The sequence below is a fragment of the Escherichia sp. WS1265 genome, from assembly GCF_046487585.1.
In the GTDB taxonomy this organism is placed as follows: Bacteria; Pseudomonadota; Gammaproteobacteria; order Enterobacterales; family Enterobacteriaceae; genus Escherichia; species Escherichia coli.
This window is the reverse complement of record NZ_JBJQJE010000008.1, coordinates 169,224-192,068: the sequence shown is the minus strand read 5'-3', so window position 1 is coordinate 192,068 and position 22,845 is coordinate 169,224. Positions and strand designations below refer to the sequence as shown.

The 22,845-nt window shown below is 51.3% G+C and carries 20 protein-coding genes; 18 read left to right on the top strand and 2 right to left on the bottom strand.

What is annotated here, in order from left to right; translation table 11 throughout:
• Positions 1-70: 70 nt before the first annotated feature.
• A complete protein-coding gene (gene kup / locus ACJHX3_RS10585) occupies positions 71-1,939 on the bottom strand; it encodes a low affinity potassium transporter Kup (protein ID WP_000102319.1) in 1,869 nt (622 codons plus the stop codon).
• Between the two features lie 222 nt (positions 1,940-2,161).
• On the opposite strand from kup, the gene ravA reads away from it, so the two are divergent.
• Positions 2,162-3,658: an ATPase RavA gene (ravA, locus tag ACJHX3_RS10580; RefSeq protein ID WP_094321907.1), complete on the top strand. Its 1,497-nt coding sequence runs from the start codon at positions 2,162-2,164 to the stop codon at positions 3,656-3,658.
• Positions 3,652-5,103, top strand: coding sequence for an ATPase RavA stimulator ViaA (gene viaA / locus ACJHX3_RS10575; protein ID WP_094321906.1), 1,452 nt, complete (start codon positions 3,652-3,654; stop codon positions 5,101-5,103). The genes ravA and viaA overlap by 7 nt, the downstream gene beginning before the upstream one ends.
• A 4-nt stretch (positions 5,104-5,107) precedes the next feature.
• On the opposite strand, the gene asnA is transcribed toward viaA, so the two are convergent.
• Positions 5,108-6,100, bottom strand: coding sequence for an aspartate--ammonia ligase (asnA, locus tag ACJHX3_RS10570; RefSeq protein ID WP_000845110.1), 993 nt, complete (start codon positions 6,098-6,100; stop codon positions 5,108-5,110).
• A 151-nt stretch (positions 6,101-6,251) separates the two neighbouring features.
• Between asnA and asnC the strand changes: the two genes are divergently transcribed.
• The 16 genes from asnC (at position 6,252) to pstS (ending at position 22,770) form a co-directional block, all read left to right on the top strand.
• Positions 6,252-6,710, top strand: a complete 459-nt coding sequence (asnC, locus tag ACJHX3_RS10565) for a transcriptional regulator AsnC (RefSeq protein ID WP_000432970.1) — start codon at positions 6,252-6,254, stop codon at positions 6,708-6,710.
• A gap of 89 nt (positions 6,711-6,799) precedes the next feature.
• Positions 6,800-7,243 (top strand): FMN-binding protein MioC, encoded by a 444-nt coding sequence (gene mioC / locus ACJHX3_RS10560; RefSeq protein ID WP_000763742.1) that lies wholly within the window; start codon positions 6,800-6,802, stop codon positions 7,241-7,243.
• A 378-nt stretch (positions 7,244-7,621) separates the two neighbouring features.
• Positions 7,622-9,511: a tRNA uridine-5-carboxymethylaminomethyl(34) synthesis enzyme MnmG gene (mnmG, locus tag ACJHX3_RS10555; RefSeq protein ID WP_000499761.1), complete on the top strand. Its 1,890-nt coding sequence runs from the start codon at positions 7,622-7,624 to the stop codon at positions 9,509-9,511.
• A 63-nt stretch (positions 9,512-9,574) separates the two neighbouring features.
• Positions 9,575-10,198, top strand: a complete 624-nt coding sequence (rsmG, locus tag ACJHX3_RS10550; protein ID WP_094308205.1) for a 16S rRNA (guanine(527)-N(7))-methyltransferase RsmG — start codon at positions 9,575-9,577, stop codon at positions 10,196-10,198.
• Positions 10,199-10,814: 616 nt separating this feature from the next.
• Entirely contained in the window at positions 10,815-11,195 is a 381-nt protein-coding gene (gene atpI, locus ACJHX3_RS10545) for a F0F1 ATP synthase subunit I (RefSeq protein ID WP_000116695.1), read from the top strand.
• An 8-nt stretch (positions 11,196-11,203) separates the two neighbouring features.
• A complete protein-coding gene (gene atpB / locus ACJHX3_RS10540; protein ID WP_000135618.1) occupies positions 11,204-12,019 on the top strand; it encodes a F0F1 ATP synthase subunit A in 816 nt (271 codons plus the stop codon).
• A 46-nt stretch (positions 12,020-12,065) separates the two neighbouring features.
• A complete protein-coding gene (atpE, locus tag ACJHX3_RS10535) occupies positions 12,066-12,305 on the top strand; it encodes a F0F1 ATP synthase subunit C (protein ID WP_000429386.1) in 240 nt (79 codons plus the stop codon).
• A 61-nt stretch (positions 12,306-12,366) separates the two neighbouring features.
• Positions 12,367-12,837 carry a F0F1 ATP synthase subunit B gene (gene atpF, locus ACJHX3_RS10530; protein ID WP_001052219.1) on the top strand — a complete coding sequence of 157 codons (471 nt, stop codon included), beginning with the start codon at positions 12,367-12,369 and terminating at the stop codon, positions 12,835-12,837.
• Between the two features lie 14 nt (positions 12,838-12,851).
• Complete coding sequence (atpH, locus tag ACJHX3_RS10525; protein ID WP_001288587.1) at positions 12,852-13,385, top strand: F0F1 ATP synthase subunit delta; 534 nt, start codon at positions 12,852-12,854, stop codon at positions 13,383-13,385.
• 12 nt (positions 13,386-13,397) lie between these two features.
• Positions 13,398-14,939, top strand: coding sequence for a F0F1 ATP synthase subunit alpha (atpA, locus tag ACJHX3_RS10520; RefSeq protein ID WP_001176745.1), 1,542 nt, complete (start codon positions 13,398-13,400; stop codon positions 14,937-14,939).
• 50 nt (positions 14,940-14,989) lie between these two features.
• A complete protein-coding gene (gene atpG / locus ACJHX3_RS10515) occupies positions 14,990-15,853 on the top strand; it encodes a F0F1 ATP synthase subunit gamma (protein ID WP_000896498.1) in 864 nt (287 codons plus the stop codon).
• Positions 15,854-15,879: 26 nt separating this feature from the next.
• On the top strand, positions 15,880-17,262 hold the full coding sequence (gene atpD, locus ACJHX3_RS10510; protein ID WP_000190506.1) for a F0F1 ATP synthase subunit beta: 1,383 nt from the start codon (positions 15,880-15,882) through the stop codon (positions 17,260-17,262).
• 20 nt (positions 17,263-17,282) lie between these two features.
• A complete protein-coding gene (locus ACJHX3_RS10505; RefSeq protein WP_001251965.1) occupies positions 17,283-17,702 on the top strand; it encodes a F0F1 ATP synthase subunit epsilon in 420 nt (139 codons plus the stop codon).
• Positions 17,703-18,054: 352 nt separating this feature from the next.
• Positions 18,055-19,425 carry a bifunctional UDP-N-acetylglucosamine diphosphorylase/glucosamine-1-phosphate N-acetyltransferase GlmU gene (gene glmU / locus ACJHX3_RS10500; protein WP_000933736.1) on the top strand — a complete coding sequence of 457 codons (1,371 nt, stop codon included), beginning with the start codon at positions 18,055-18,057 and terminating at the stop codon, positions 19,423-19,425.
• A 161-nt stretch (positions 19,426-19,586) separates the two neighbouring features.
• A complete protein-coding gene (glmS, locus tag ACJHX3_RS10495; RefSeq protein ID WP_000334086.1) occupies positions 19,587-21,416 on the top strand; it encodes a glutamine--fructose-6-phosphate transaminase (isomerizing) in 1,830 nt (609 codons plus the stop codon).
• A 313-nt stretch (positions 21,417-21,729) separates the two neighbouring features.
• Positions 21,730-22,770, top strand: coding sequence for a phosphate ABC transporter substrate-binding protein PstS (gene pstS / locus ACJHX3_RS10490; RefSeq protein ID WP_000867167.1), 1,041 nt, complete (start codon positions 21,730-21,732; stop codon positions 22,768-22,770).
• The last annotated feature ends 75 nt before the right edge of the window (positions 22,771-22,845 follow it).

Below are 22,845 nucleotides of genomic sequence, written 5' to 3'. Positions count from 1 at the left end.
GAAACGTTTTACATGGTGATTAACCATGAAAACAAAAACGCCCCCTTATGGAGAAAGGAGGCGTCTGGCGTTAGATTTCGACCTGAGTACCCAGTTCGATAACCCTGTTTGGCGGGATTTCAAATTGATCCGGCGCACGCAGCGCATTACGTTGCAACAGCAAGTACAGCTTACCGCGCAGACGCAAATACCACGGGCGTTTGCCGAGGATCAACGACTCATGCGACATAAAGAAGGAGGTTTCCATCATCCGGCAACTTAATCCTTCCAGACCGCAGCGGTGGAATACTTCTTCCACGTTTGGCGTTTCTCGCCAACCATAACTTGCCACCACGCGCCAGAACGTGGGCGACAGTTGTTCAATCTGTACCCGACGGACGTTATGGACATATGGCGCATCTTCGGTGCGCAGAGTTAACAGAATCACCCGCTCATGCAATACCTTGTTATGTTTAAGGTTATGCATCAGCGCAAAGGGAATGACGTTGATTGCACGTGACATATACACCGCGGTCCCGGGCACGCGAACGGGCGGTGATTTCTCCAGCGAAGCAATCATCGCCTCCAGAGAGTTACCATGTTCATGCATCCGCCGCAGCAAACGGAAACGTTCGCTCTTCCAGGTGGTCATCACGATAAACATCACCGTACCGAGGCTCAATGGCAACCAGCCGCCGGAGAGCAGTTTATCGAGGTTAGCGGTGAACAATGGAATATCGACACAAAGGAAAGCAATCAGGATCAGCGCAACAAAATACTTATTCCAGTGCCAGTTCTGACGTGCCACGGTAGTCGAGAGAATAGACGTCAGCACCATGGTTCCGGTCACCGCAATCCCGTACGCCGCCGCCAGGTTGCTGGAGTGCTCAAAGCTGACAATCACAATCACGACCGCGACATAGAGCATCCAGTTCACAAACGGAATATAGATTTGCCCTGACTCCATTTCGGAGGTGTGAATAATGCGCATCGGCGACAAATATCCCAGACGTACCGCCTGACGCGTCAATGAGAAGACGCCAGAGATAACAGCCTGCGAGGCGATTACCGTCGCCAGTGCGGCGATGATCAGCAGCGGGATCAGCGCCCAGTCCGGTGCCAACAGGAAGAACGGGTTCTTAATTGCTTCCGGGTTCTTTAACAACAGCGCTCCCTGACCGAAGTAATTAAGAGTTAAGGAAGGCAATACGACGGTGAACCACGCCAGACGAATCGGGAACTTACCAAAGTGCCCCATATCAGCATACAGCGCCTCGACCCCCGTAATCGACAGCACCACTGCCCCTAATGCAATAAAAGAAACCGTTTTGTATTCAAGGAAGAAATGCACCGCCCACATCGGATTCAGCGCATGCAGCACTTCCGGGTTAGCAATAATGCTACGTAACCCCAGTCCTGCCAGAATCAAAAACCAGGTCAGCATGATCGGCGCAAACAGCTTACCGACCATAGCCGTGCCATGTTTTTGAATCATAAATAATAAAGTGAGAACGATAATTGAGAGGGGAACTATCCAGGTATCCAGCTGCGGGGCGACGATTTCCAGACCTTCAATGGCTGACATCACCGAAATAGCGGGTGTTATGACGACTTCACCATAGAAAAAGCTGCCGCCGATTAGCCCCATAATCACCAGCATTGATGTGGTTCGCGCCGACGTATTACGCCCGGCAAGCGACATCAACGTCAGGATCCCCCCTTCACCGGCGTTATCTGCCCGCATCACGAAGGTGAGATATTTAATGGAAACCACAAAGATTAGCAGCCAGAAGATCAGCGATAAAAAGCCAAACACGGCATCGCGTTCAACGCCAAAACCAAACTGGCCGGACAAACATTCACGAAGTGTATATAACGGGCTGGTACCAATATCGCCGTAGACAACTCCAATCGCCGCGAGGGTAATCGCGGGCAATGATTGCTTATTATCAGTGCTCATAGACTAGTCTTTCGTTGAAATATGAAATGTGTGCTTAGTCCCTTGGCCCACAAAAAAGCGCACAGTATGCACGATTAACGGCAAAATCGTACTCCTAAATGCGGCCACATTAACCTGGCTCAAAGAAAAATACCCCCCCTTTGAGACTATTTTAGCCACCAGCAAGAAACGTCTATACTCGCAATTTACGCAGAACTTTTGACGAAAGGACGCCACTTCATTATGGCTCACCCTCATTTATTAGCGGAAAGAATTTCCCGCCTGAGCAGTTCGTTGGAAAAGGGGCTTTATGAACGTAGCCACGCCATCCGCTTGTGTTTATTAGCGGCATTAAGTGGTGAAAGTGTGTTCCTCCTTGGCCCGCCAGGCATTGCCAAAAGTTTGATCGCCCGGCGCTTAAAATTCGCCTTTCAGAATGCCCGCGCGTTTGAATATCTGATGACCCGCTTCTCCACGCCGGAAGAAGTTTTTGGTCCCCTTTCTATTCAGGCGCTAAAAGATGAAGGGCGCTATGAACGTTTAACCAGCGGTTACCTGCCGGAAGCAGAAATCGTCTTTCTGGATGAGATCTGGAAAGCGGGTCCGGCAATTCTTAATACCCTGCTCACCGCCATTAACGAGCGCCAGTTCCGTAACGGTGCACACGTAGAAAAAATCCCGATGCGCCTGCTGGTGGCGGCCTCCAACGAGCTGCCGGAAGCAGACAGCAGTCTGGAAGCGTTATATGACCGCATGCTGATTCGTCTGTGGTTAGATAAAGTGCAGGATAAAGCGAATTTCCGCTCCATGCTGACCAGTCAACAGGATGAAAACGATAATCCGGTTCCTGCCTCCTTGCAGGTCACAGATGAAGAATATGAACGCTGGCAGAAAGAGATTGGTGAAATTACGCTGCCCGATCATGTATTTGAGCTGATTTTTATGCTGCGCCAGCAACTGGATAAATTACCGGATGCGCCTTATGTCTCGGATCGTCGCTGGAAAAAAGCGATCCGCTTATTGCAGGCCAGCGCCTTTTTTAGCGGTCGCAGTGCTGTTGCCCCGGTTGATCTCATTTTGCTGAAAGATTGCCTGTGGTATGACGCGCAAAGCCTGAATTTGATACAACAACAAATTGATGTATTGATGACCGGTCATGCCTGGCAACAGCAAGGGATGTTGACCCGCCTGGGCGCGATTGTGCAACGTCACCTGCAACTCCAGCAGCAACAAAGCGATAAAACAGCCTTAACGGTAATTCGTCTGGGCGGCATTTTCAGCCGTCGTCAGCAGTATCAACTCCCTGTTAACGTTACTGCTTCCACTCTGACTCTGCTGCTGCAAAAACCGTTAAAACTGCATGATATGGAAGTGGTTCATATCTCCTTTGAGCGTAACGCGCTGGAACAGTGGCTGAGTAAAGGTGGTGAAATTCGCGGCAAACTGAACGGTATCGGCTTTGCCCAGAAACTGAATCTGGAAGTTGATAGTGCCCAACATCTTGTTGTACGCGATGTAAGTTTACAAGGCAGTACGCTGGCACTTCCCGGTTCATCGACTGAAGGTCTGCCAGGTGAAATAAAACAACAACTGGAAGAGCTTGAAAGCGACTGGCGTAAGCAACACGCTTTATTCAGCGAACAGCAAAAATGTCTGTTTATCCCTGGCGACTGGTTAGGTCGCATTGAAGCCAGCCTACAGGATGTCGGCACCCAGATTCACCAGGCACAACAATGCTAACGCTGGATACGCTTAATGTGATGCTGGCCGTCAGCGAAGAGGGATTGCTCGAAGAGATGATCATCGCGCTGCTGGCCTCACCGCAGCTGGCGGTCTTCTTTGAAAAATTCCCACGACTGAAGGCGGCAATCACTGATGATGTTCCCCGCTGGCGTGAGGCGCTGCGCAGTCGGCTGAAAGATGCCCGAGTCCCGCCGGAACTCACCGAAGAGGTGATGTGCTATCAGCAAAGCCAGCTCCTCTCCACGCCGCAGTTTATTGTGCAGCTACCACAGATCCTGGACTTACTGCATCGTCTGAATTCCCCATGGGCAGAACAAGCCCGACAGTTGGTTGATGCTAACAGCACGATCACTTCAGCGTTACACACGCTTTTTCTCCAGCGTTGGCGTTTAAGTCTGATCGTGCAAGCAACGACGTTAAATCAACAGCTATTAGAAGAAGAACGCGAACAACTGTTGAGTGAAGTTCAGGAACGCATGACGCTGAGCGGACAACTTGAACCGATTCTCGCAGATAACAATACCGCAGCTGGTCGTCTGTGGGATATGAGCGCCGGTCAGCTTAAACGTGGCGACTATCAGTTGATTGTGAAATACGGTGAATTTCTTAACGAACAGCCGGAACTGAAACGCCTGGCAGAACAGCTGGGGCGTTCCCGGGAAGCCAAATCAATACCGCGCAACGATGCGCAGATGGAAACCTTCCGCACCCTGGTGCGCGAACCGGCGACGGTTCCTGAGCAGGTTGATGGTCTGCAACAAAGCGATGATATTTTACGTCTCCTGCCGCCAGAACTGGCGACACTAGGGATAACAGAACTGGAGTATGAGTTTTACCGTCGGCTGGTGGAAAAACAGTTGCTCACCTATCGCCTGCACGGTGAGTCGTGGCGAGAAAAAGTGATCGAACGTCCGGTGGTACATAAAGATTACGACGAACAGCCGCGCGGACCGTTTATTGTCTGTGTGGATACTTCCGGCTCAATGGGCGGCTTTAATGAACAGTGTGCGAAAGCGTTCTGCCTGGCCTTGATGCGCATTGCTCTCGCTGAAAACCGGCGCTGCTATATTATGCTATTTTCCACCGAGATCGTCCGTTATGAGCTTTCAGGCCCACAAGGCATCGAACAAGCAATCCGTTTTTTAAGCCAGCAGTTTCGTGGCGGCACCGATCTTGCCAGTTGTTTTCGCGCCATTATGGAACGCTTGCAAAGCCGGGAATGGTTTGATGCCGATGCGGTGGTGATTTCTGATTTTATCGCCCAGCGGTTGCCTGACGACGTGACGAGTAAAGTGAAAGAGCTACAGCGGGTACATCAGCATCGCTTTCATGCCGTGGCGATGTCTGCACATGGCAAACCCGGCATCATGCGCATTTTCGATCATATCTGGCGCTTTGATACCGGGATGCGAAGCCGCCTGCTCAGACGCTGGCGGCGATAAATTATTACAGCAGAGAAGGGACGCTCTCGCGAACAGCTGCCGGCCATACACCACACTGAACCTGGCCGATATGTGGCAGTTGCAGCAGCAGCATGGTCAAACGAGACTGCCCGATACCGCCGCCGATGGTCTGCGGCATTTCACCGCGCAGCAGCGCCTGATGCCACTCCAGCTCCAGGCGATCTTCGTCACCGGTCAGCGCCAGCTGATGCTTCAGCGTGTTGGCATCCACGCGGATCCCCATGGAAGAAAGCTCAAACGCATCTTCCAGTACCGGGTTCCATACCAGAATATCGCCGTTCAGACCCGCATGGCCCAGCTCTGACGGGGTGCTCCAGTCATCATAATCCGGTGCGCGCACGTCGTGACGATGACCATCACTCAACTTGCCGCCAATCCCGACGAGGAATACCGCGCCAAGATCTTTCGCAATCGCCCGCTCACGCCCTTTGGCATCGAGATCCGGATAACGAGACAGTAACTCCTGGCTGTGTACGAAGTGGATCTGATCCGGCAGGAACGGTGCCAGGCCAAACTCTTCGCTAACCGCAGCTTCGGTTGCTTTAATTCCCGCCCAGATCGCCTCTACCGTGCTTTTCAGAGTCGAGAATTGACGCTCGCCGTCGCCCATTACGCGTTCCCAGTCCCACTGGTCAACATAGACCGAGTGCAGCGGGGAAAGACGGTCTTCATCGGGGCGAAGGGCTTTCATGTGCGTGTACAGCCCTTCGCCCGCGCTGAAGTCGTGTTGCCCTAAGGTCTGACGTTTCCATTTCGCCAGTGAATGAACCACTTCGAACTGGGCATCAGGCAGAGCTTTCACTTTTACCTGTACCGCTTTTTCACAGCCCGACAAGTTATCCTGCGTGCCATCCCCCACACGGCTAAGAATCGGCGCCTGGACTTCGATCAGCCCCAGACGTTCTTCCAGTTGACGAGAAAAGTGAGATTTCACGAAGCTAATTTGACGTTGTTTGGCAATGTAAGCGGTTTTCATTTTTTATACTCCTGCGTCCTGTTGCTTATGATTAAGCAACAAAAACCGACACACATGCAATAATCATTCAATAAAAAGCCTCACACACTTTTGATTCATTAAAAAATAAGGCTAAAATAGAATGAATCATCAATCCGCATAAGAAAATCCTATGGAAAATTATCTAATCGACAATCTGGACCGTGGCATCCTGGAAGCATTAATGGGCAATGCGCGCACCGCTTACGCCGAACTGGCGAAACAATTTGGCGTCAGTCCGGGGACGATTCACGTTCGAGTAGAGAAAATGAAGCAGGCGGGGATCATTACCGGGGCGCGTATTGATGTCAGCCCGAAGCAGCTCGGTTATGACGTAGGCTGCTTTATCGGCATTATATTAAAGAGCGCCAAAGACTATCCTTCCGCGCTGGCGAAACTGGAAAGCCTTGATGAAGTCACTGAAGCCTATTACACCACCGGCCACTACAGCATCTTTATAAAAGTGATGTGCCGTTCGATCGACGCTCTCCAGCATGTACTTATCAACAAGATCCAAACAATTGATGAAATTCAGTCCACCGAGACATTGATCGTCCTGCAAAACCCGATCATGCGTACCATCAAGCCCTGATCGGCTTTTTTAATCCCATACTTTTCCACAGGTAGATCCCAACGCGTTCACAGCGTACAATACGCCACTCTTAATAAAGGTGGCGGTTTATGGCAGATATCACTCTTATCAGCGGCAGCACCCTCGGCGGTGCCGAATATGTGGCAGAACACCTGGCTGAAAAGCTGGAAGAGGCGGGTTTTACCACCGAAACGCTGCACGGTCCGCTGTTGGAAGATTTATCTGCCTCGGGGATCTGGCTGGTTATCAGCTCCACCCACGGTGCCGGAGATATTCCGGATAACCTTTCTCCTTTCTATGAAGCATTGCAGGAACAGAAGCCCGATCTTTCTGCGGTCCGCTTTGGCGCTATCGGTATTGGCAGTCGTGAATATGACACCTTTTGTGGGGCTATCGATAAACTCGAGGCTGAACTCAAAAATTCCGGTGCAAAACAGACAGGCGAAACACTGAAGATCAACATTCTTGATCACGACATTCCGGAAGATCCGGCAGAAGAATGGCTGGGATCGTGGATTAATTTACTCAAATAAGTATACAGATCGTGCGATCTACTGTGGATAACTCTGTCAGGAAGCTTGGATCAACCGGTAGTTATCCAAAGAACAACCGCTGTTCAGTTTTTGAGTTGTGTATAACCCCTCATTCTGATCCCAGCTTATACGGTCCAGGATCACCGATCATTCACAGTTAATGATCCTTTCCAGGTTGTTGATCTTAAAAGCCGGATCCTTGTTATCCACAGGGTAGTGCGATCCTAATAAGAGATCACAATAGAACAGATCTCTAAATAAATAGATCTTCTTTTTAATACCCAGGATCCCAGGTCTTTCTCAAGCCGACAAAGTTGAGTAGAATCCACGGCCCGGGCTTCAATCCATTTTCATACCGCGTTATGCGAGGCAATCACCATGTTTTATCCGGATCCTTTTGACGTCATCATCATTGGCGGGGGTCATGCAGGCACCGAGGCCGCGATGGCCGCGGCGCGTATGGGTCAACAGACTCTGCTTTTGACACACAATATCGACACTCTGGGGCAGATGAGCTGCAACCCGGCGATCGGCGGTATTGGGAAGGGACATCTGGTAAAAGAAGTGGATGCACTCGGCGGTCTGATGGCGAAAGCGATCGATCAGGCGGGTATCCAGTTTAGGATACTAAACGCAAGCAAGGGACCAGCGGTTCGCGCTACCCGTGCTCAGGCGGATCGTGTGCTCTACCGGCAGGCGGTACGTACGGCGCTGGAGAACCAACCGAACCTGATGATCTTCCAGCAGGCGGTTGAAGATCTTATTGTCGAAAACGATTGCGTGGTTGGTGCTGTTACCCAAATGGGACTGAAGTTCCGTGCCAAAGCCGTCGTGCTCACCGTTGGGACGTTCCTCGACGGTAAAATTCATATCGGTCTGGATAACTACAGCGGTGGTCGTGCTGGTGATCCGCCGTCCATTCCGCTCTCTCGCCGTTTGCGTGAACTGCCGCTGCGCGTTGGTCGTCTGAAAACCGGGACACCGCCGCGTATTGATGCGCGTACTATCGACTTCAGCGTGCTGGCGCAACAGCATGGCGATAACCCAATGCCGGTATTCTCGTTTATGGGTAATGCGTCCCAGCATCCACAGCAGGTGCCGTGTTATATCACCCATACCAACGAGAAAACCCATGATGTGATCCGCAGTAACCTCGATCGTAGCCCAATGTATGCAGGGGTGATCGAAGGTGTCGGCCCACGCTACTGCCCGTCGATCGAAGACAAAGTCATGCGCTTCGCCGACAGAAATCAGCATCAGATCTTCCTTGAACCGGAAGGGCTGACCTCAAACGAAATTTATCCGAACGGTATCTCCACCAGCCTGCCGTTCGATGTGCAGATGCAAATCGTCCGCTCCATGCAGGGGATGGAAAACGCGAAGATCGTGCGTCCGGGTTATGCCATTGAGTATGACTTCTTCGATCCACGCGACCTGAAACCGACGCTGGAGAGCAAGTTTATCCAGGGGCTGTTCTTTGCTGGTCAGATTAACGGCACTACCGGTTACGAAGAAGCCGCTGCGCAAGGTTTGCTGGCTGGTCTTAACGCTGCCCGTCTGTCTGCTGACAAAGAAGGTTGGGCTCCGACGCGTTCTCAGGCGTATCTCGGCGTACTGGTTGATGACCTGTGCACTTTAGGAACCAAAGAACCGTATCGTATGTTTACCTCGCGCGCAGAATATCGTCTGATGCTGCGCGAAGATAATGCAGATCTGCGTTTGACTGAAATCGGTCGTGAACTGGGCCTGGTGGATGACGAACGTTGGGCGCGCTTTAACGAGAAACTTGAGAATATCGAGCGTGAGCGTCAGCGCCTGAAATCGACCTGGGTAACCCCGTCGGCGGAAGCTGCAGCCGAAGTGAATGCTCACCTGACTGCGCCGCTTTCCCGTGAAGCCAGTGGTGAAGATCTGCTGCGTCGTCCGGAAATGACTTATGAAAAATTAACCACGCTGACGCCGTTTGCCCCTGCGTTGACAGACGAACAGGCGGCGGAACAGGTTGAGATTCAGGTTAAATACGAAGGTTATATCGCGCGCCAGCAAGATGAGATCGAAAAGCAGCTGCGTAACGAGAACACCCTGCTACCAGCGACGCTGGATTACCGCCAGGTATCCGGTCTTTCTAACGAAGTGATCGCCAAACTTAACGATCACAAACCGGCCTCTATCGGTCAGGCTTCGCGTATTTCTGGCGTCACGCCTGCGGCCATCTCCATTCTGCTGGTGTGGCTGAAAAAACAGGGTATGCTGCGTCGTAGCGCATAACGCATTAAAAATGCCTGGTAAGCACCCGCTTACCGGGCAACGCATCAAGAACAGGTAATCACCGTGCTCAACAAACTCACCTCTCTGCTGAAAGACGCAGGAATTTCGCTTACCGCTCACCAGAAAAACCAGCTAATTGCCTACGTGAATATGCTGCATAAATGGAATAAAGCGTACAACCTGACTTCGGTCCGCGATCCTAATGAGATGCTGGTACGCCATATTCTCGATAGCATTGTGGTGGCACCGTATCTGCAAGGTGAACGGTTTATCGATGTCGGCACCGGACCAGGACTGCCTGGCATTCCACTCTCTATCGTACGTCCTGAAGCCCACTTCACGTTGTTGGATAGCCTTGGTAAACGCGTGCGTTTCCTTCGTCAGGTGCAACATGAGCTTAAACTGGAGAATATTGAGCCAGTACAGAGCAGGGTAGAAGAGTTTCCTTCTGAGCCGCCATTTGATGGCGTAATTAGCCGCGCTTTTGCCTCTCTGAACGATATGGTGAGCTGGTGCCACCATCTTCCTGGTGAGCAAGGTCGTTTCTACGCGCTGAAAGGCCAAATGCCGGAAGATGAAATCGCTTTGTTGCCCGAAGAATATCAGGTCGAATCAGTGGTTAAACTTCACGTTCCGGCCCTGGATGGCGAACGTCATCTGGTGGTGATTAAAGCAAATAAAATTTAATTTTTATCAAAAAAATCATAAAAAATTGACCGGTTAGACTGTTAACAACAACCAGGTTTTCTACTGATATAACTGGTTACATTTAACGCCACGTTCACTCTTTTGCATCAACAAAGTAACGTGGCTTTTTTTGGTAAGCAGAAAATAAGTCATAAGTGAAAATATCAGTCTGCTAAAAATCGGCGCTAAGAATCATCATTGGCTGTTAAAGCATTATTAAAAATGTCAATGGGTGGTTTTTGTTGTGTAAATGTCATTTATTAAAACAGTATCTGTTTTTAGACTGAAATATCATAAACTTGCAAAGGCATCATTTGCCAAGTAAATAAATATGCTGTGCGCGAACATGCTCAATATGTGATCTGAAGCACGCTTTATCACCAGTGTTTACGCGTTATTTACAGTTTTTCATGATCGAACATGGTTTGCAGAAAAGTCGCAATTGTATGCACTGGAAAAATATTTAAACATTTATTCACCTTTTGGCTACTTATTGTTTGAAATCACGGGGGCGCACCGTATAATTTGACCGCTTTTTGATGCTTGACTCTAAGCCTTAAAGAAAGTTTTATACGACACGCGGCATACCTCGAAGGGAGCAGGAGTGAAAAACGTGATGTCTGTGTCGCTCGTGAGTCGAAACGTTGCTCGGAAGCTTCTGCTCGTTCAGTTACTGGTGGTGATAGCAAGTGGATTGCTGTTCAGCCTCAAAGACCCCTTCTGGGGCGTCTCTGCAATAAGCGGGGGCCTGGCAGTCTTTCTGCCTAACGTTTTGTTTATGATATTTGCCTGGCGTCACCAGGCGCATACACCAGCGAAAGGCCGGGTGGCCTGGACATTCGCATTTGGCGAAGCTTTCAAAGTTCTGGCGATGTTGGTGTTACTGGTGGTGGCGTTGGCGGTTTTAAAGGCGGTATTCTTGCCGCTGATCGTTACGTGGGTTTTGGTGCTGGTGGTTCAGATACTGGCACCGGCTGTAATTAACAACAAAGGGTAAAAGGCATCATGGCTTCAGAAAATATGACGCCGCAGGATTACATAGGACACCACCTGAACAACCTTCAGCTGGACCTGCGTACATTCTCGCTGGTGGATCCACATAACCCCCCAGCCACCTTCTGGACAATCAATATTGACTCCATGTTCTTCTCGGTGGTGCTGGGTCTGTTGTTCCTGGTTTTATTCCGTAGCGTAGCCAAAAAGGCGACCAGCGGTGTGCCAGGTAAGTTTCAGACCGCGATTGAGCTGGTGATCGGCTTTGTTAATGGTAGCGTGAAAGACATGTACCATGGCAAAAGCAAGCTGATTGCTCCGCTGGCCCTGACGATCTTCGTCTGGGTATTCCTGATGAACCTGATGGATTTACTGCCTATCGACCTGCTGCCGTACATTGCTGAACATGTACTGGGTCTGCCTGCACTGCGTGTGGTTCCGTCTGCGGACGTGAACGTAACGCTGTCTATGGCACTGGGTGTATTTATCCTGATTCTGTTCTACAGCATCAAAATGAAAGGCATCGGCGGCTTCACGAAAGAGTTGACGCTGCAGCCGTTCAATCACTGGGCGTTCATTCCTGTCAACTTAATCCTTGAAGGGGTAAGCCTGCTGTCCAAACCAGTTTCACTCGGTTTGCGACTGTTCGGTAACATGTATGCCGGTGAGCTGATTTTCATTCTGATTGCTGGTCTGTTGCCGTGGTGGTCACAGTGGATCCTGAATGTGCCGTGGGCCATTTTCCACATCCTGATCATTACGCTGCAAGCCTTCATCTTCATGGTTCTGACGATCGTCTATCTGTCGATGGCGTCTGAAGAACATTAATTTACCAACACTACTACGTTTTAACTGAAACAAACTGGAGACTGTCATGGAAAACCTGAATATGGATCTGCTGTACATGGCTGCCGCTGTGATGATGGGTCTGGCGGCAATCGGTGCTGCGATCGGTATCGGCATCCTCGGGGGTAAATTCCTGGAAGGCGCAGCGCGTCAACCTGATCTGATTCCTCTGCTGCGTACTCAGTTCTTTATCGTTATGGGTCTGGTGGATGCTATCCCGATGATCGCTGTAGGTCTGGGTCTGTACGTGATGTTCGCTGTCGCGTAGTAAGCGTTGCTTTTATTTAAAGAGCAATATCAGAACGTTAACTAAATAGAGGCATTGTGCTGTGAATCTTAACGCAACAATCCTCGGCCAGGCCATCGCGTTTGTCCTGTTCGTTCTGTTCTGCATGAAGTACGTATGGCCGCCATTAATGGCAGCCATCGAAAAACGTCAAAAAGAAATTGCTGACGGCCTTGCTTCCGCAGAACGAGCACATAAGGACCTTGACCTTGCAAAGGCCAGCGCGACCGACCAGCTGAAAAAAGCGAAAGCGGAAGCCCAGGTAATCATCGAGCAGGCGAACAAACGCCGCTCGCAGATTCTGGACGAAGCGAAAGCTGAGGCAGAACAGGAACGTACTAAAATCGTGGCCCAGGCGCAGGCGGAAATTGAAGCCGAGCGTAAACGTGCCCGTGAAGAGCTGCGTAAGCAAGTTGCTATCCTGGCTGTTGCTGGCGCCGAGAAGATCATCGAACGTTCCGTGGATGAAGCTGCTAACAGCGACATCGTGGATAAACTTGTCGCTGAACTGTAAGGAGGGAGGGGCTGATGTCTGAATTTATTACGGTAGCTCGCCCCTACGCCAAAGCAGCTTTTGACTTTGCCGTCGAACACCAAAGTGTAGAACGCTGGCAGGACATGCTGGCGTTTGCCGCCGAGGTAACCAAAAACGAACAAATGGCAGAGCTTCTCTCTGGCGCGCTTGCGCCAGAAACGCTCGCCGAGTCGTTTATCGCAGTTTGTGGTGAGCAACTGGACGAAAACGGTCAGAACCTGATTCGGGTTATGGCTGAGAATGGTCGTCTTAACGCGCTCCCGGATGTTCTGGAGCAGTTTATTCACCTGCGTGCCGTGAGTGAGGCTACCGCTGAGGTAGACGTCATTTCCGCTGCCGCACTGAGTGAACAACAGCTCGCGAAAATTTCTGCTGCGATGGAAAAACGTCTGTCACGCAAAGTTAAGCTGAATTGCAAAATCGATAAGTCTGTAATGGCAGGCGTTATCATCCGAGCGGGTGATATGGTCATTGATGGCAGCGTACGCGGTCGTCTTGAGCGCCTTGCAGACGTCTTGCAGTCTTAAGGGGACTGGAGCATGCAACTGAATTCCACCGAAATCAGCGAACTGATCAAGCAGCGCATTGCTCAGTTCAATGTTGTGAGTGAAGCTCACAACGAAGGTACTATTGTTTCTGTAAGTGACGGTGTTATCCGCATTCACGGCCTGGCCGATTGTATGCAGGGTGAAATGATCTCCCTGCCGGGTAACCGTTACGCTATCGCACTGAACCTCGAGCGCGACTCTGTAGGTGCGGTTGTTATGGGTCCGTACGCTGACCTTGCCGAAGGCATGAAAGTTAAGTGTACTGGCCGTATCCTGGAAGTTCCGGTTGGCCGTGGCCTGCTGGGCCGTGTGGTTAACACTCTGGGTGCACCAATCGACGGTAAAGGTCCGCTGGATCACGACGGCTTCTCTGCTGTAGAAGCAATCGCTCCGGGCGTTATCGAACGTCAGTCCGTAGATCAGCCGGTACAGACCGGTTATAAAGCCGTTGACTCCATGATCCCAATCGGTCGTGGTCAGCGTGAATTGATCATCGGTGACCGTCAGACCGGTAAAACCGCACTGGCTATCGATGCCATCATCAACCAGCGCGATTCCGGTATCAAATGTATCTATGTCGCTATCGGCCAGAAAGCGTCCACCATTTCTAACGTGGTACGTAAACTGGAAGAGCACGGCGCACTGGCTAACACCATCGTTGTGGTAGCAACCGCGTCTGAATCCGCTGCACTGCAATACCTGGCACCGTACGCTGGTTGCGCAATGGGCGAATACTTCCGTGACCGCGGTGAAGATGCGCTGATCATTTACGATGACCTGTCTAAACAGGCTGTTGCTTACCGTCAGATCTCCCTGCTGCTCCGTCGTCCGCCAGGACGTGAAGCATTCCCGGGCGACGTATTCTACCTCCACTCTCGTCTGCTGGAGCGTGCTGCGCGTGTTAACGCCGAATACGTTGAAGCCTTCACCAAAGGTGAAGTGAAAGGGAAAACCGGTTCTCTGACTGCGCTGCCGATTATCGAAACTCAGGCGGGTGACGTTTCTGCGTTCGTTCCAACCAACGTAATCTCCATTACCGATGGTCAGATCTTCCTGGAAACCAACCTGTTCAACGCCGGTATTCGTCCTGCGGTTAACCCGGGTATTTCCGTATCCCGTGTTGGTGGTGCAGCACAGACCAAGATCATGAAAAAACTGTCCGGTGGTATCCGTACCGCTCTGGCACAGTATCGTGAACTGGCAGCGTTCTCTCAGTTTGCATCCGACCTTGACGATGCAACACGTAAACAGCTTGACCACGGTCAGAAAGTGACCGAACTGCTGAAACAGAAACAGTATGCGCCGATGTCCGTAGCGCAACAGTCTCTGGTTCTGTTCGCAGCAGAACGTGGTTACCTGGCGGATGTTGAACTGTCGAAAATCGGCAGCTTCGAAGCCGCTCTGCTGGCTTACGTCGACCGTGATCACGCTCCGTTGATGCAAGAGATCAACCAGACCGGTGGCTACAACGACGAAATCGAAGGCAAGCTGAAAGGCATCCTCGATTCCTTCAAAGCAACCCAATCCTGGTAACGTCTGGCGGCTTGCCTTAGGGCAGGCCGCAAGGCATTGAGGAGAAGCTCATGGCCGGCGCAAAAGAGATACGTAGTAAGATCGCAAGCGTCCAGAACACGCAAAAGATCACTAAAGCGATGGAGATGGTCGCCGCTTCCAAAATGCGTAAATCGCAGGATCGCATGGCGGCCAGCCGTCCTTATGCAGAAACCATGCGCAAAGTGATTGGTCACCTTGCACACGGTAATCTGGAATATAAGCACCCTTACCTGGAAGACCGCGACGTTAAACGCGTGGGCTACCTGGTGGTGTCGACCGACCGTGGTTTGTGCGGTGGTTTGAACATTAACCTGTTCAAAAAACTGCTGGCGGAAATGAAGACCTGGACCGACAAAGGCGTTCAATGCGACCTCGCAATGATCGGCTCGAAAGGCGTGTCGTTCTTCAACTCCGTGGGCGGCAATGTTGTTGCCCAGGTCACCGGCATGGGGGATAACCCTTCCCTGTCCGAACTGATCGGTCCGGTAAAAGTGATGTTGCAGGCCTACGACGAAGGCCGTCTGGACAAGCTTTACATTGTCAGCAACAAATTTATTAACACCATGTCTCAGGTTCCGACCATCAGCCAGCTGCTGCCGTTACCGGCATCAGATGATGATGATCTGAAACATAAATCCTGGGATTACCTGTACGAACCCGATCCGAAGGCGTTGCTGGATACCCTGCTGCGTCGTTATGTCGAATCTCAGGTTTATCAGGGCGTGGTTGAAAACCTGGCCAGCGAGCAGGCCGCCCGTATGGTGGCGATGAAAGCCGCGACCGACAATGGCGGCAGCCTGATTAAAGAGCTGCAGTTGGTATACAACAAAGCTCGTCAGGCCAGCATTACTCAGGAACTCACCGAGATCGTCTCGGGGGCCGCCGCGGTTTAAACAGGTTATTTCGTAGAGGATTTAAGATGGCTACTGGAAAGATTGTCCAGGTAATCGGCGCCGTAGTTGACGTCGAATTCCCTCAGGATGCCGTACCGCGCGTGTACGATGCTCTTGAGGTGCAAAATGGTAATGAGCGTCTGGTGCTGGAAGTTCAGCAGCAGCTCGGCGGCGGTATCGTGCGTACCATCGCAATGGGTTCCTCCGACGGTCTGCGTCGCGGTCTGGATGTAAAAGACCTCGAACACCCGATCGAAGTCCCGGTAGGTAAAGCGACTCTGGGCCGTATCATGAACGTACTGGGTGAACCGGTCGACATGAAAGGCGAGATCGGTGAAGAAGAGCGTTGGGCAATTCACCGCGCAGCACCTTCCTACGAAGAGCTGTCAAACTCTCAGGAACTGCTGGAAACCGGTATCAAAGTTATCGACCTGATGTGTCCGTTCGCTAAGGGCGGTAAAGTTGGTCTGTTCGGTGGTGCGGGTGTAGGTAAAACCGTAAACATGATGGAGCTTATTCGTAACATCGCGATCGAGCACTCCGGTTACTCTGTGTTTGCGGGCGTAGGTGAACGTACTCGTGAGGGTAACGACTTCTACCACGAAATGACCGACTCCAACGTTATCGACAAAGTATCCCTGGTGTATGGCCAGATGAACGAGCCGCCGGGAAACCGTCTGCGCGTTGCTCTGACCGGTCTGACCATGGCTGAGAAATTCCGTGACGAAGGTCGTGACGTTCTGCTGTTCGTTGACAACATCTATCGTTACACCCTGGCCGGTACGGAAGTATCCGCACTGCTGGGCCGTATGCCTTCAGCGGTAGGTTATCAGCCGACCCTGGCGGAAGAGATGGGCGTTCTGCAGGAACGTATCACCTCCACCAAAACTGGTTCTATCACCTCCGTACAGGCGGTATACGTACCTGCGGATGACTTGACTGACCCGTCTCCGGCAACCACCTTTGCGCACCTTGACGCAACCGTGGTACTGAGCCGTCAGATCGCGTCTCTGGGTATCTACCCGGCCGTTGACCCGCTGGACTCCACCAGCCGTCAGCTGGACCCGCTGGTGGTTGGTCAGGAACACTACGACACCGCGCGTGGCGTTCAGTCCATCCTGCAACGTTATCAGGAACTGAAAGACATCATCGCCATCCTGGGTATGGATGAACTGTCTGAAGAAGACAAACTGGTGGTAGCGCGTGCTCGTAAGATCCAGCGCTTCCTGTCCCAGCCTTTCTTCGTGGCAGAAGTATTCACCGGTTCTCCGGGTAAATACGTCTCCCTGAAAGACACCATCCGTGGCTTTAAAGGCATCATGGAAGGCGAATACGATCACCTGCCGGAGCAGGCGTTCTACATGGTCGGTTCCATCGAAGAAGCTGTGGAAAAAGCCAAAAAACTTTAACGCCTTAATCGGAGGGTGATATGGCAATGACTTACCACCTGGACGTCGTCAGCGCAGAGCAACAAATGTTCTCTGGTCTGGTCGAGAAAATCCAGGTAACGGGTAGCGAAGGTGAACTGGGGATCTACCCTGGCCACGCACCGCTGCTCACCGCCATTAAGCCTGGTATGATTCGCATCGTGAAACAGCACGGTCACGAAGAGTTTATCTATCTGTCTGGCGGCATTCTTGAAGTGCAGCCTGGCAACGTGACCGTTCTGGCCGACACCGCAATTCGCGGCCAGGATCTCGACGAAGCGCGAGCCATGGAAGCGAAACGTAAGGCTGAAGAGCACATTAGCAGCTCTCACGGCGACGTAGATTACGCTCAGGCGTCTGCGGAACTGGCCAAAGCGATCGCGCAGCTGCGCGTTATCGAGTTGACCAAAAAAGCGATGTAACACCGGCTTGAAAAGCACAAAAGCCAGTCTGGTAACAGGCTGGCTTTTTTTTACGCGTATTGACCCGTCCTGAAGAGCGTTCACATAGATCCTGCTGATATAAAACACCCTGTTTTCCCGTTTATTCATTGATCGAAATAAGAGCAAAAACATCCACCTGACGCTTAAATGAAGGTACTGCCTTAATTTTCTGCAGACAAAAGGTGTGACGATGGTCGAAAATGGCGCTTTCGTCAGCGGGGATAATCCGTTATTGAACAATTTATCCTCTGTCCATTTCACGATGAAAAAAATGTAGTTTTTTCAAGGTGAAGCGGTTTAAATTCGTTCTCAAATTACAGTCAGGACGCGTATGTTGAATAATGCTATGAGCGTAGTGATCCTTGCCGCAGGCAAAGGCACGCGCATGTATTCCGATCTTCCGAAAGTGCTGCATACCCTTGCCGGGAAAGCGATGGTTCAGCATGTCATTGATGCTGCGAATGAATTAGGCGCAGCGCACGTTCACCTGGTGTACGGTCACGGCGGCGATCTGCTTAAACAGGCGCTGAAAGATGACAACCTGAACTGGGTGCTTCAGGCAGAACAGCTGGGTACAGGTCATGCGATGCAGCAGGCCGCACCTTTCTTTGCCGATGATGAAGACATTTTAATGCTCTACGGCGACGTGCCGCTGATCTCTGTCGAAACACTCCAGCGCCTGCGTGATGCTAAACCGCAGGGTGGCATTGGTCTGCTGACGGTAAAACTGGATGATCCGACCGGTTATGGACGTATCACCCGTGAAAACGGCAAAGTTACCGGCATTGTTGAGCACAAAGACGCCACCGACGAGCAGCGTCAGATTCAGGAGATCAACACCGGCATTCTGATTGCCAACGGCGCAGATATGAAACGCTGGCTGGCGAAGCTGACCAACAATAACGCTCAGGGTGAATACTACATCACCGACATTATTGCGCTGGCGTATCAGGAAGGGCGTGAAATCGTCGCCGTTCATCCGCAACGTTTAAGCGAAGTAGAAGGCGTGAATAACCGCCTGCAACTCTCCCGACTGGAGCGCGTTTACCAGTCCGAACAGGCTGAAAAACTGCTGTTAGCAGGCGTTATGCTGCGCGATCCGGCGCGTTTTGATCTGCGCGGTACGCTTACTCACGGGCGCGATGTTGAAATTGATACTAACGTTATCATCGAGGGCAACGTGACTCTCGGTCATCGCGTGAAAATCGGCACCGGTTGTGTGATTAAAAACAGCGTGATTGGCGATGATTGCGAAATCAGTCCGTATACCGTTGTGGAAGACGCGAATCTGGCAGCGGCCTGTACTATTGGCCCGTTTGCCCGTCTGCGTCCTGGTGCTGAGTTGCTGGAAGGTGCACACGTTGGTAACTTCGTTGAGATGAAAAAAGCGCGTCTGGGTAAAGGCTCGAAAGCCGGGCATCTGACTTACCTGGGCGATGCGGAAATTGGCGATAACGTTAACATCGGCGCGGGAACCATTACCTGCAACTACGACGGTGCGAATAAATTTAAGACAATTATCGGCGACGATGTGTTTGTCGGTTCCGACACTCAGCTGGTGGCCCCGGTAACAGTAGGCAAAGGCGCGACCATTGCTGCGGGTACAACTGTGACGCGTAATGTCGGCGAAAACGCCCTGGCGATCAGCCGTGTGCCGCAGACTCAAAAAGAAGGCTGGCGTCGTCCGGTAAAGAAAAAGTAATTCTGGCTGGGAAATCCGGTCATATGGGATGAGGAGATAACATAATCTCCCGCCCACAAGCAGTAACTATAAAAATAACCCCACTCTCTACAAGGCTCGGGGCGCCCGAAAAAACGGGCATACAGGTTGACCGACAACGATATAAATCGGAATCAAAAACTATGTGTGGAATTGTTGGCGCGATCGCGCAACGTGATGTAGCAGAAATCCTTCTTGAAGGTTTACGTCGTCTGGAATACCGCGGATATGACTCTGCCGGTCTGGCCGTTGTTGATGCAGAAGGTCATATGACCCGCCTGCGTCGCCTCGGTAAAGTCCAGATGCTGGCTCAGGCAGCGGAAGAACATCCTCTGCATGGCGGCACCGGTATTGCTCACACTCGCTGGGCGACCCACGGTGAACCTTCAGAAGCTAACGCGCATCCGCATGTTTCTGAACACATTGTGGTGGTGCATAACGGCATCATCGAAAACCATGAACCGCTGCGTGAAGAGTTAAAAGCGCGTGGCTATACCTTCGTTTCTGAAACCGACACCGAAGTGATTGCACATTTGGTGAACTGGGAGCTGAAACAAGGCGGTACTCTGCGTGAGGCTGTTCTGCGTGCTATCCCGCAACTGCGTGGTGCGTACGGTACAGTGATCATGGACTCCCGTCACCCGGATACCCTGCTGGCGGCACGTTCTGGTAGCCCGCTGGTGATTGGTCTGGGTATGGGCGAAAACTTTATCGCTTCTGACCAGCTGGCGTTGCTGCCGGTGACCCGTCGCTTTATCTTCCTTGAAGAGGGCGATATTGCGGAAATCACTCGCCGTTCGGTAAACATCTTCGATAAAACTGGCGCGGAAGTAAAACGTCAGGATATCGAATCCAATCTGCAATATGACGCGGGCGATAAAGGTATTTACCGCCACTATATGCAGAAAGAGATCTACGAACAGCCGAACGCGATCAAAAACACCCTTACCGGGCGCATCAGCCACGGTCAGGTAGATTTGAGCGAGTTGGGACCGAACGCCGACGAACTGCTGTCGAAGGTTGAGCATATTCAGATCCTCGCCTGTGGTACTTCTTATAACTCCGGTATGGTTTCCCGCTACTGGTTTGAATCGCTGGCAGGTATTCCGTGCGACGTCGAAATCGCTTCTGAATTCCGCTATCGCAAATCTGCCGTGCGCCGTAACAGCCTGATGATCACCTTGTCACAGTCTGGCGAAACCGCGGATACCCTGGCGGGCCTGCGTCTGTCAAAAGAGCTGGGTTACCTTGGTTCACTGGCAATCTGTAACGTTCCGGGTTCTTCTCTGGTGCGCGAATCCGATCTGGCGCTCATGACCAATGCCGGTACGGAAATTGGCGTGGCGTCCACTAAAGCATTCACCACCCAGTTAACCGTGCTGTTGATGCTGGTGGCGAAGCTGTCTCGTCTGAAAGGTCTGGATGCCTCCATTGAACATGACATCGTGCATGGTCTGCAGGCGCTGCCGAGCCGTATTGAGCAGATGCTGTCTCAGGACAAACGCATTGAAGCACTGGCAGAAGATTTCTCTGACAAACATCACGCGCTGTTCCTGGGCCGTGGCGATCAGTACCCAATCGCGCTGGAAGGCGCATTGAAGCTGAAAGAGATCTCTTACATTCACGCTGAAGCCTACGCTGCAGGCGAACTGAAACACGGTCCGCTGGCACTGATTGATGCCGATATGCCGGTTATCGTCGTTGCACCGAACAACGAATTGCTGGAAAAACTGAAATCCAACATTGAAGAAGTTCGCGCGCGTGGCGGTCAGTTGTATGTCTTCGCCGATCAGGATGCGGGTTTTGTAAGTAGCGATAACATGCACATCATCGAGATGCCGCATGTGGAAGAGGTGATTGCACCGATCTTCTACACCGTTCCGCTGCAGCTGCTGGCTTACCACGTTGCGCTGATCAAAGGCACCGACGTTGACCAGCCGCGTAACCTGGCAAAATCGGTTACGGTTGAGTAATAAATGGATGCCCTGCGTAAGCGGGGCATTTTTCTTCCTGTTATGTTTTTAATCAAACATCCTGCCAACTCAATGTGACAAACCGTCATCTTCGGCTACTTTTTCTCTGTCACAGAATGAAAATTTTTCTGTCATCTCTTCGTTATTAATATTTGTAATTAACTGAATATAAACGCTTATTTAAATCAGACTGAAGACTTTATCTCTCTGTCATAAAACTGTCATAAACCTTACATATAACTGTCACCTGTTTGTCCTATTTTGCTTCTCGTAGCCAACAAACAATGCTTTATGAATCCTCCCAGGAGACATTATGAAAGTTATGCGTACCACCGTCGCAACTGTTGTCGCCGCGACCTTATCGATGAGTGCTTTCTCTGTGTTTGCAGAAGCAAGCCTGACAGGTGCAGGTGCAACCTTCCCTGCGCCGGTGTATGCCAAATGGGCTGACACTTACCAGAAAGAAACCGGTAATAAAGTTAACTACCAGGGTATCGGTTCTTCCGGTGGCGTAAAACAGATTATCGCTAATACCGTTGATTTTGGTGCCTCTGACGCGCCGCTGTCTGACGAAAAACTGGCTCAGGAAGGCCTGTTCCAGTTCCCGACCGTGATTGGCGGCGTGGTACTGGCGGTTAACCTGCCGGGTCTGAAATCAGGCGAGCTGGTGCTGGATGGTAAAACTCTTGGTGACATCTACCTCGGCAAAATCAAGAAGTGGGATGATGAAGCCATCACCAAACTGAATCCAGGCTTAAAACTGCCGTCACAGAACATTGCTGTAGTACGCCGCGCAGATGGCTCCGGGACGTCCTTCGTCTTCACCAGCTACCTGGCGAAAGTGAACGAAGAGTGGAAAAACAACGTTGGTACGGGCTCTACCGTAAAATGGCCGATTGGTCTGGGCGGTAAAGGTAACGACGGTATCGCCGCGTTCGTTCAGCGTCTGCCGGGTGCAATTGGTTACGTTGAATATGCTTACGCGAAGCAGAACAACCTGGCGTATACCAAACTGATCTCCGCTGATGGTAAACCGGTTAGTCCGACCGAAGAAAACTTCGCTAATGCAGCAAAAGGCGCAGACTGGAGCAAAACATTCGCTCAGGATCTGACTAACCAGAAAGGCGAAGATGCATGGCCTATTACCTCAACCACGTTCATTCTGATCCACAAAGATCAGAAGAAACCAGAACAAGGCACCGAAGTGCTGAAGTTCTTCGACTGGGCATACAAAACCGGGGCTAAACAGGCGAACGACCTGGATTACGCCAGCCTGCCGGATAGCGTAGTTGAACAGGTTCGTGCTGCGTGGAAGACCAATATTAAAGACAGTAGCGGTAAGCCGCTGTACTAATAAAACTCCAGGCCGGGTACGGTGTTTTACGCCGCATCCGGCATTACAAAATGACTTTGTAAACGCGTTTAACTG

Excerpts from the sequence above, each read along its gene's own strand:
- atpH (WP_001288587.1), top strand. The coding sequence starts at position 12,852 with ATGTCTGAATTTATTACGGTAGCTCGCCCCTACGCCAAAGCAGCTTTT.
- asnC (WP_000432970.1), top strand. The coding sequence starts at position 6,252 with ATGGAAAATTATCTAATCGACAATCTGGACCGTGGCATCCTGGAAGCA.
- atpI (WP_000116695.1), top strand. The coding sequence starts at position 10,815 with ATGTCTGTGTCGCTCGTGAGTCGAAACGTTGCTCGGAAGCTTCTGCTC.
- atpB (WP_000135618.1), top strand. The coding sequence starts at position 11,204 with ATGGCTTCAGAAAATATGACGCCGCAGGATTACATAGGACACCACCTG.
- ravA (WP_094321907.1), top strand. The coding sequence starts at position 2,162 with ATGGCTCACCCTCATTTATTAGCGGAAAGAATTTCCCGCCTGAGCAGT.
- atpE (WP_000429386.1), top strand. The coding sequence starts at position 12,066 with ATGGAAAACCTGAATATGGATCTGCTGTACATGGCTGCCGCTGTGATG.
- viaA (WP_094321906.1), top strand. The coding sequence starts at position 3,652 with ATGCTAACGCTGGATACGCTTAATGTGATGCTGGCCGTCAGCGAAGAG.
- atpG (WP_000896498.1), top strand. The coding sequence starts at position 14,990 with ATGGCCGGCGCAAAAGAGATACGTAGTAAGATCGCAAGCGTCCAGAAC.
- ACJHX3_RS10505 (WP_001251965.1), top strand. The coding sequence starts at position 17,283 with ATGGCAATGACTTACCACCTGGACGTCGTCAGCGCAGAGCAACAAATG.
- kup (WP_000102319.1), bottom strand. The coding sequence starts at position 1,939 with ATGAGCACTGATAATAAGCAATCATTGCCCGCGATTACCCTCGCGGCG.
- atpD (WP_000190506.1), top strand. The coding sequence starts at position 15,880 with ATGGCTACTGGAAAGATTGTCCAGGTAATCGGCGCCGTAGTTGACGTC.
- glmU (WP_000933736.1), top strand. The coding sequence starts at position 18,055 with ATGTTGAATAATGCTATGAGCGTAGTGATCCTTGCCGCAGGCAAAGGC.
- atpA (WP_001176745.1), top strand. The coding sequence starts at position 13,398 with ATGCAACTGAATTCCACCGAAATCAGCGAACTGATCAAGCAGCGCATT.
- glmS (WP_000334086.1), top strand. The coding sequence starts at position 19,587 with ATGTGTGGAATTGTTGGCGCGATCGCGCAACGTGATGTAGCAGAAATC.
- asnA (WP_000845110.1), bottom strand. The coding sequence starts at position 6,100 with ATGAAAACCGCTTACATTGCCAAACAACGTCAAATTAGCTTCGTGAAA.
- pstS (WP_000867167.1), top strand. The coding sequence starts at position 21,730 with ATGAAAGTTATGCGTACCACCGTCGCAACTGTTGTCGCCGCGACCTTA.
- mioC (WP_000763742.1), top strand. The coding sequence starts at position 6,800 with ATGGCAGATATCACTCTTATCAGCGGCAGCACCCTCGGCGGTGCCGAA.
- mnmG (WP_000499761.1), top strand. The coding sequence starts at position 7,622 with ATGTTTTATCCGGATCCTTTTGACGTCATCATCATTGGCGGGGGTCAT.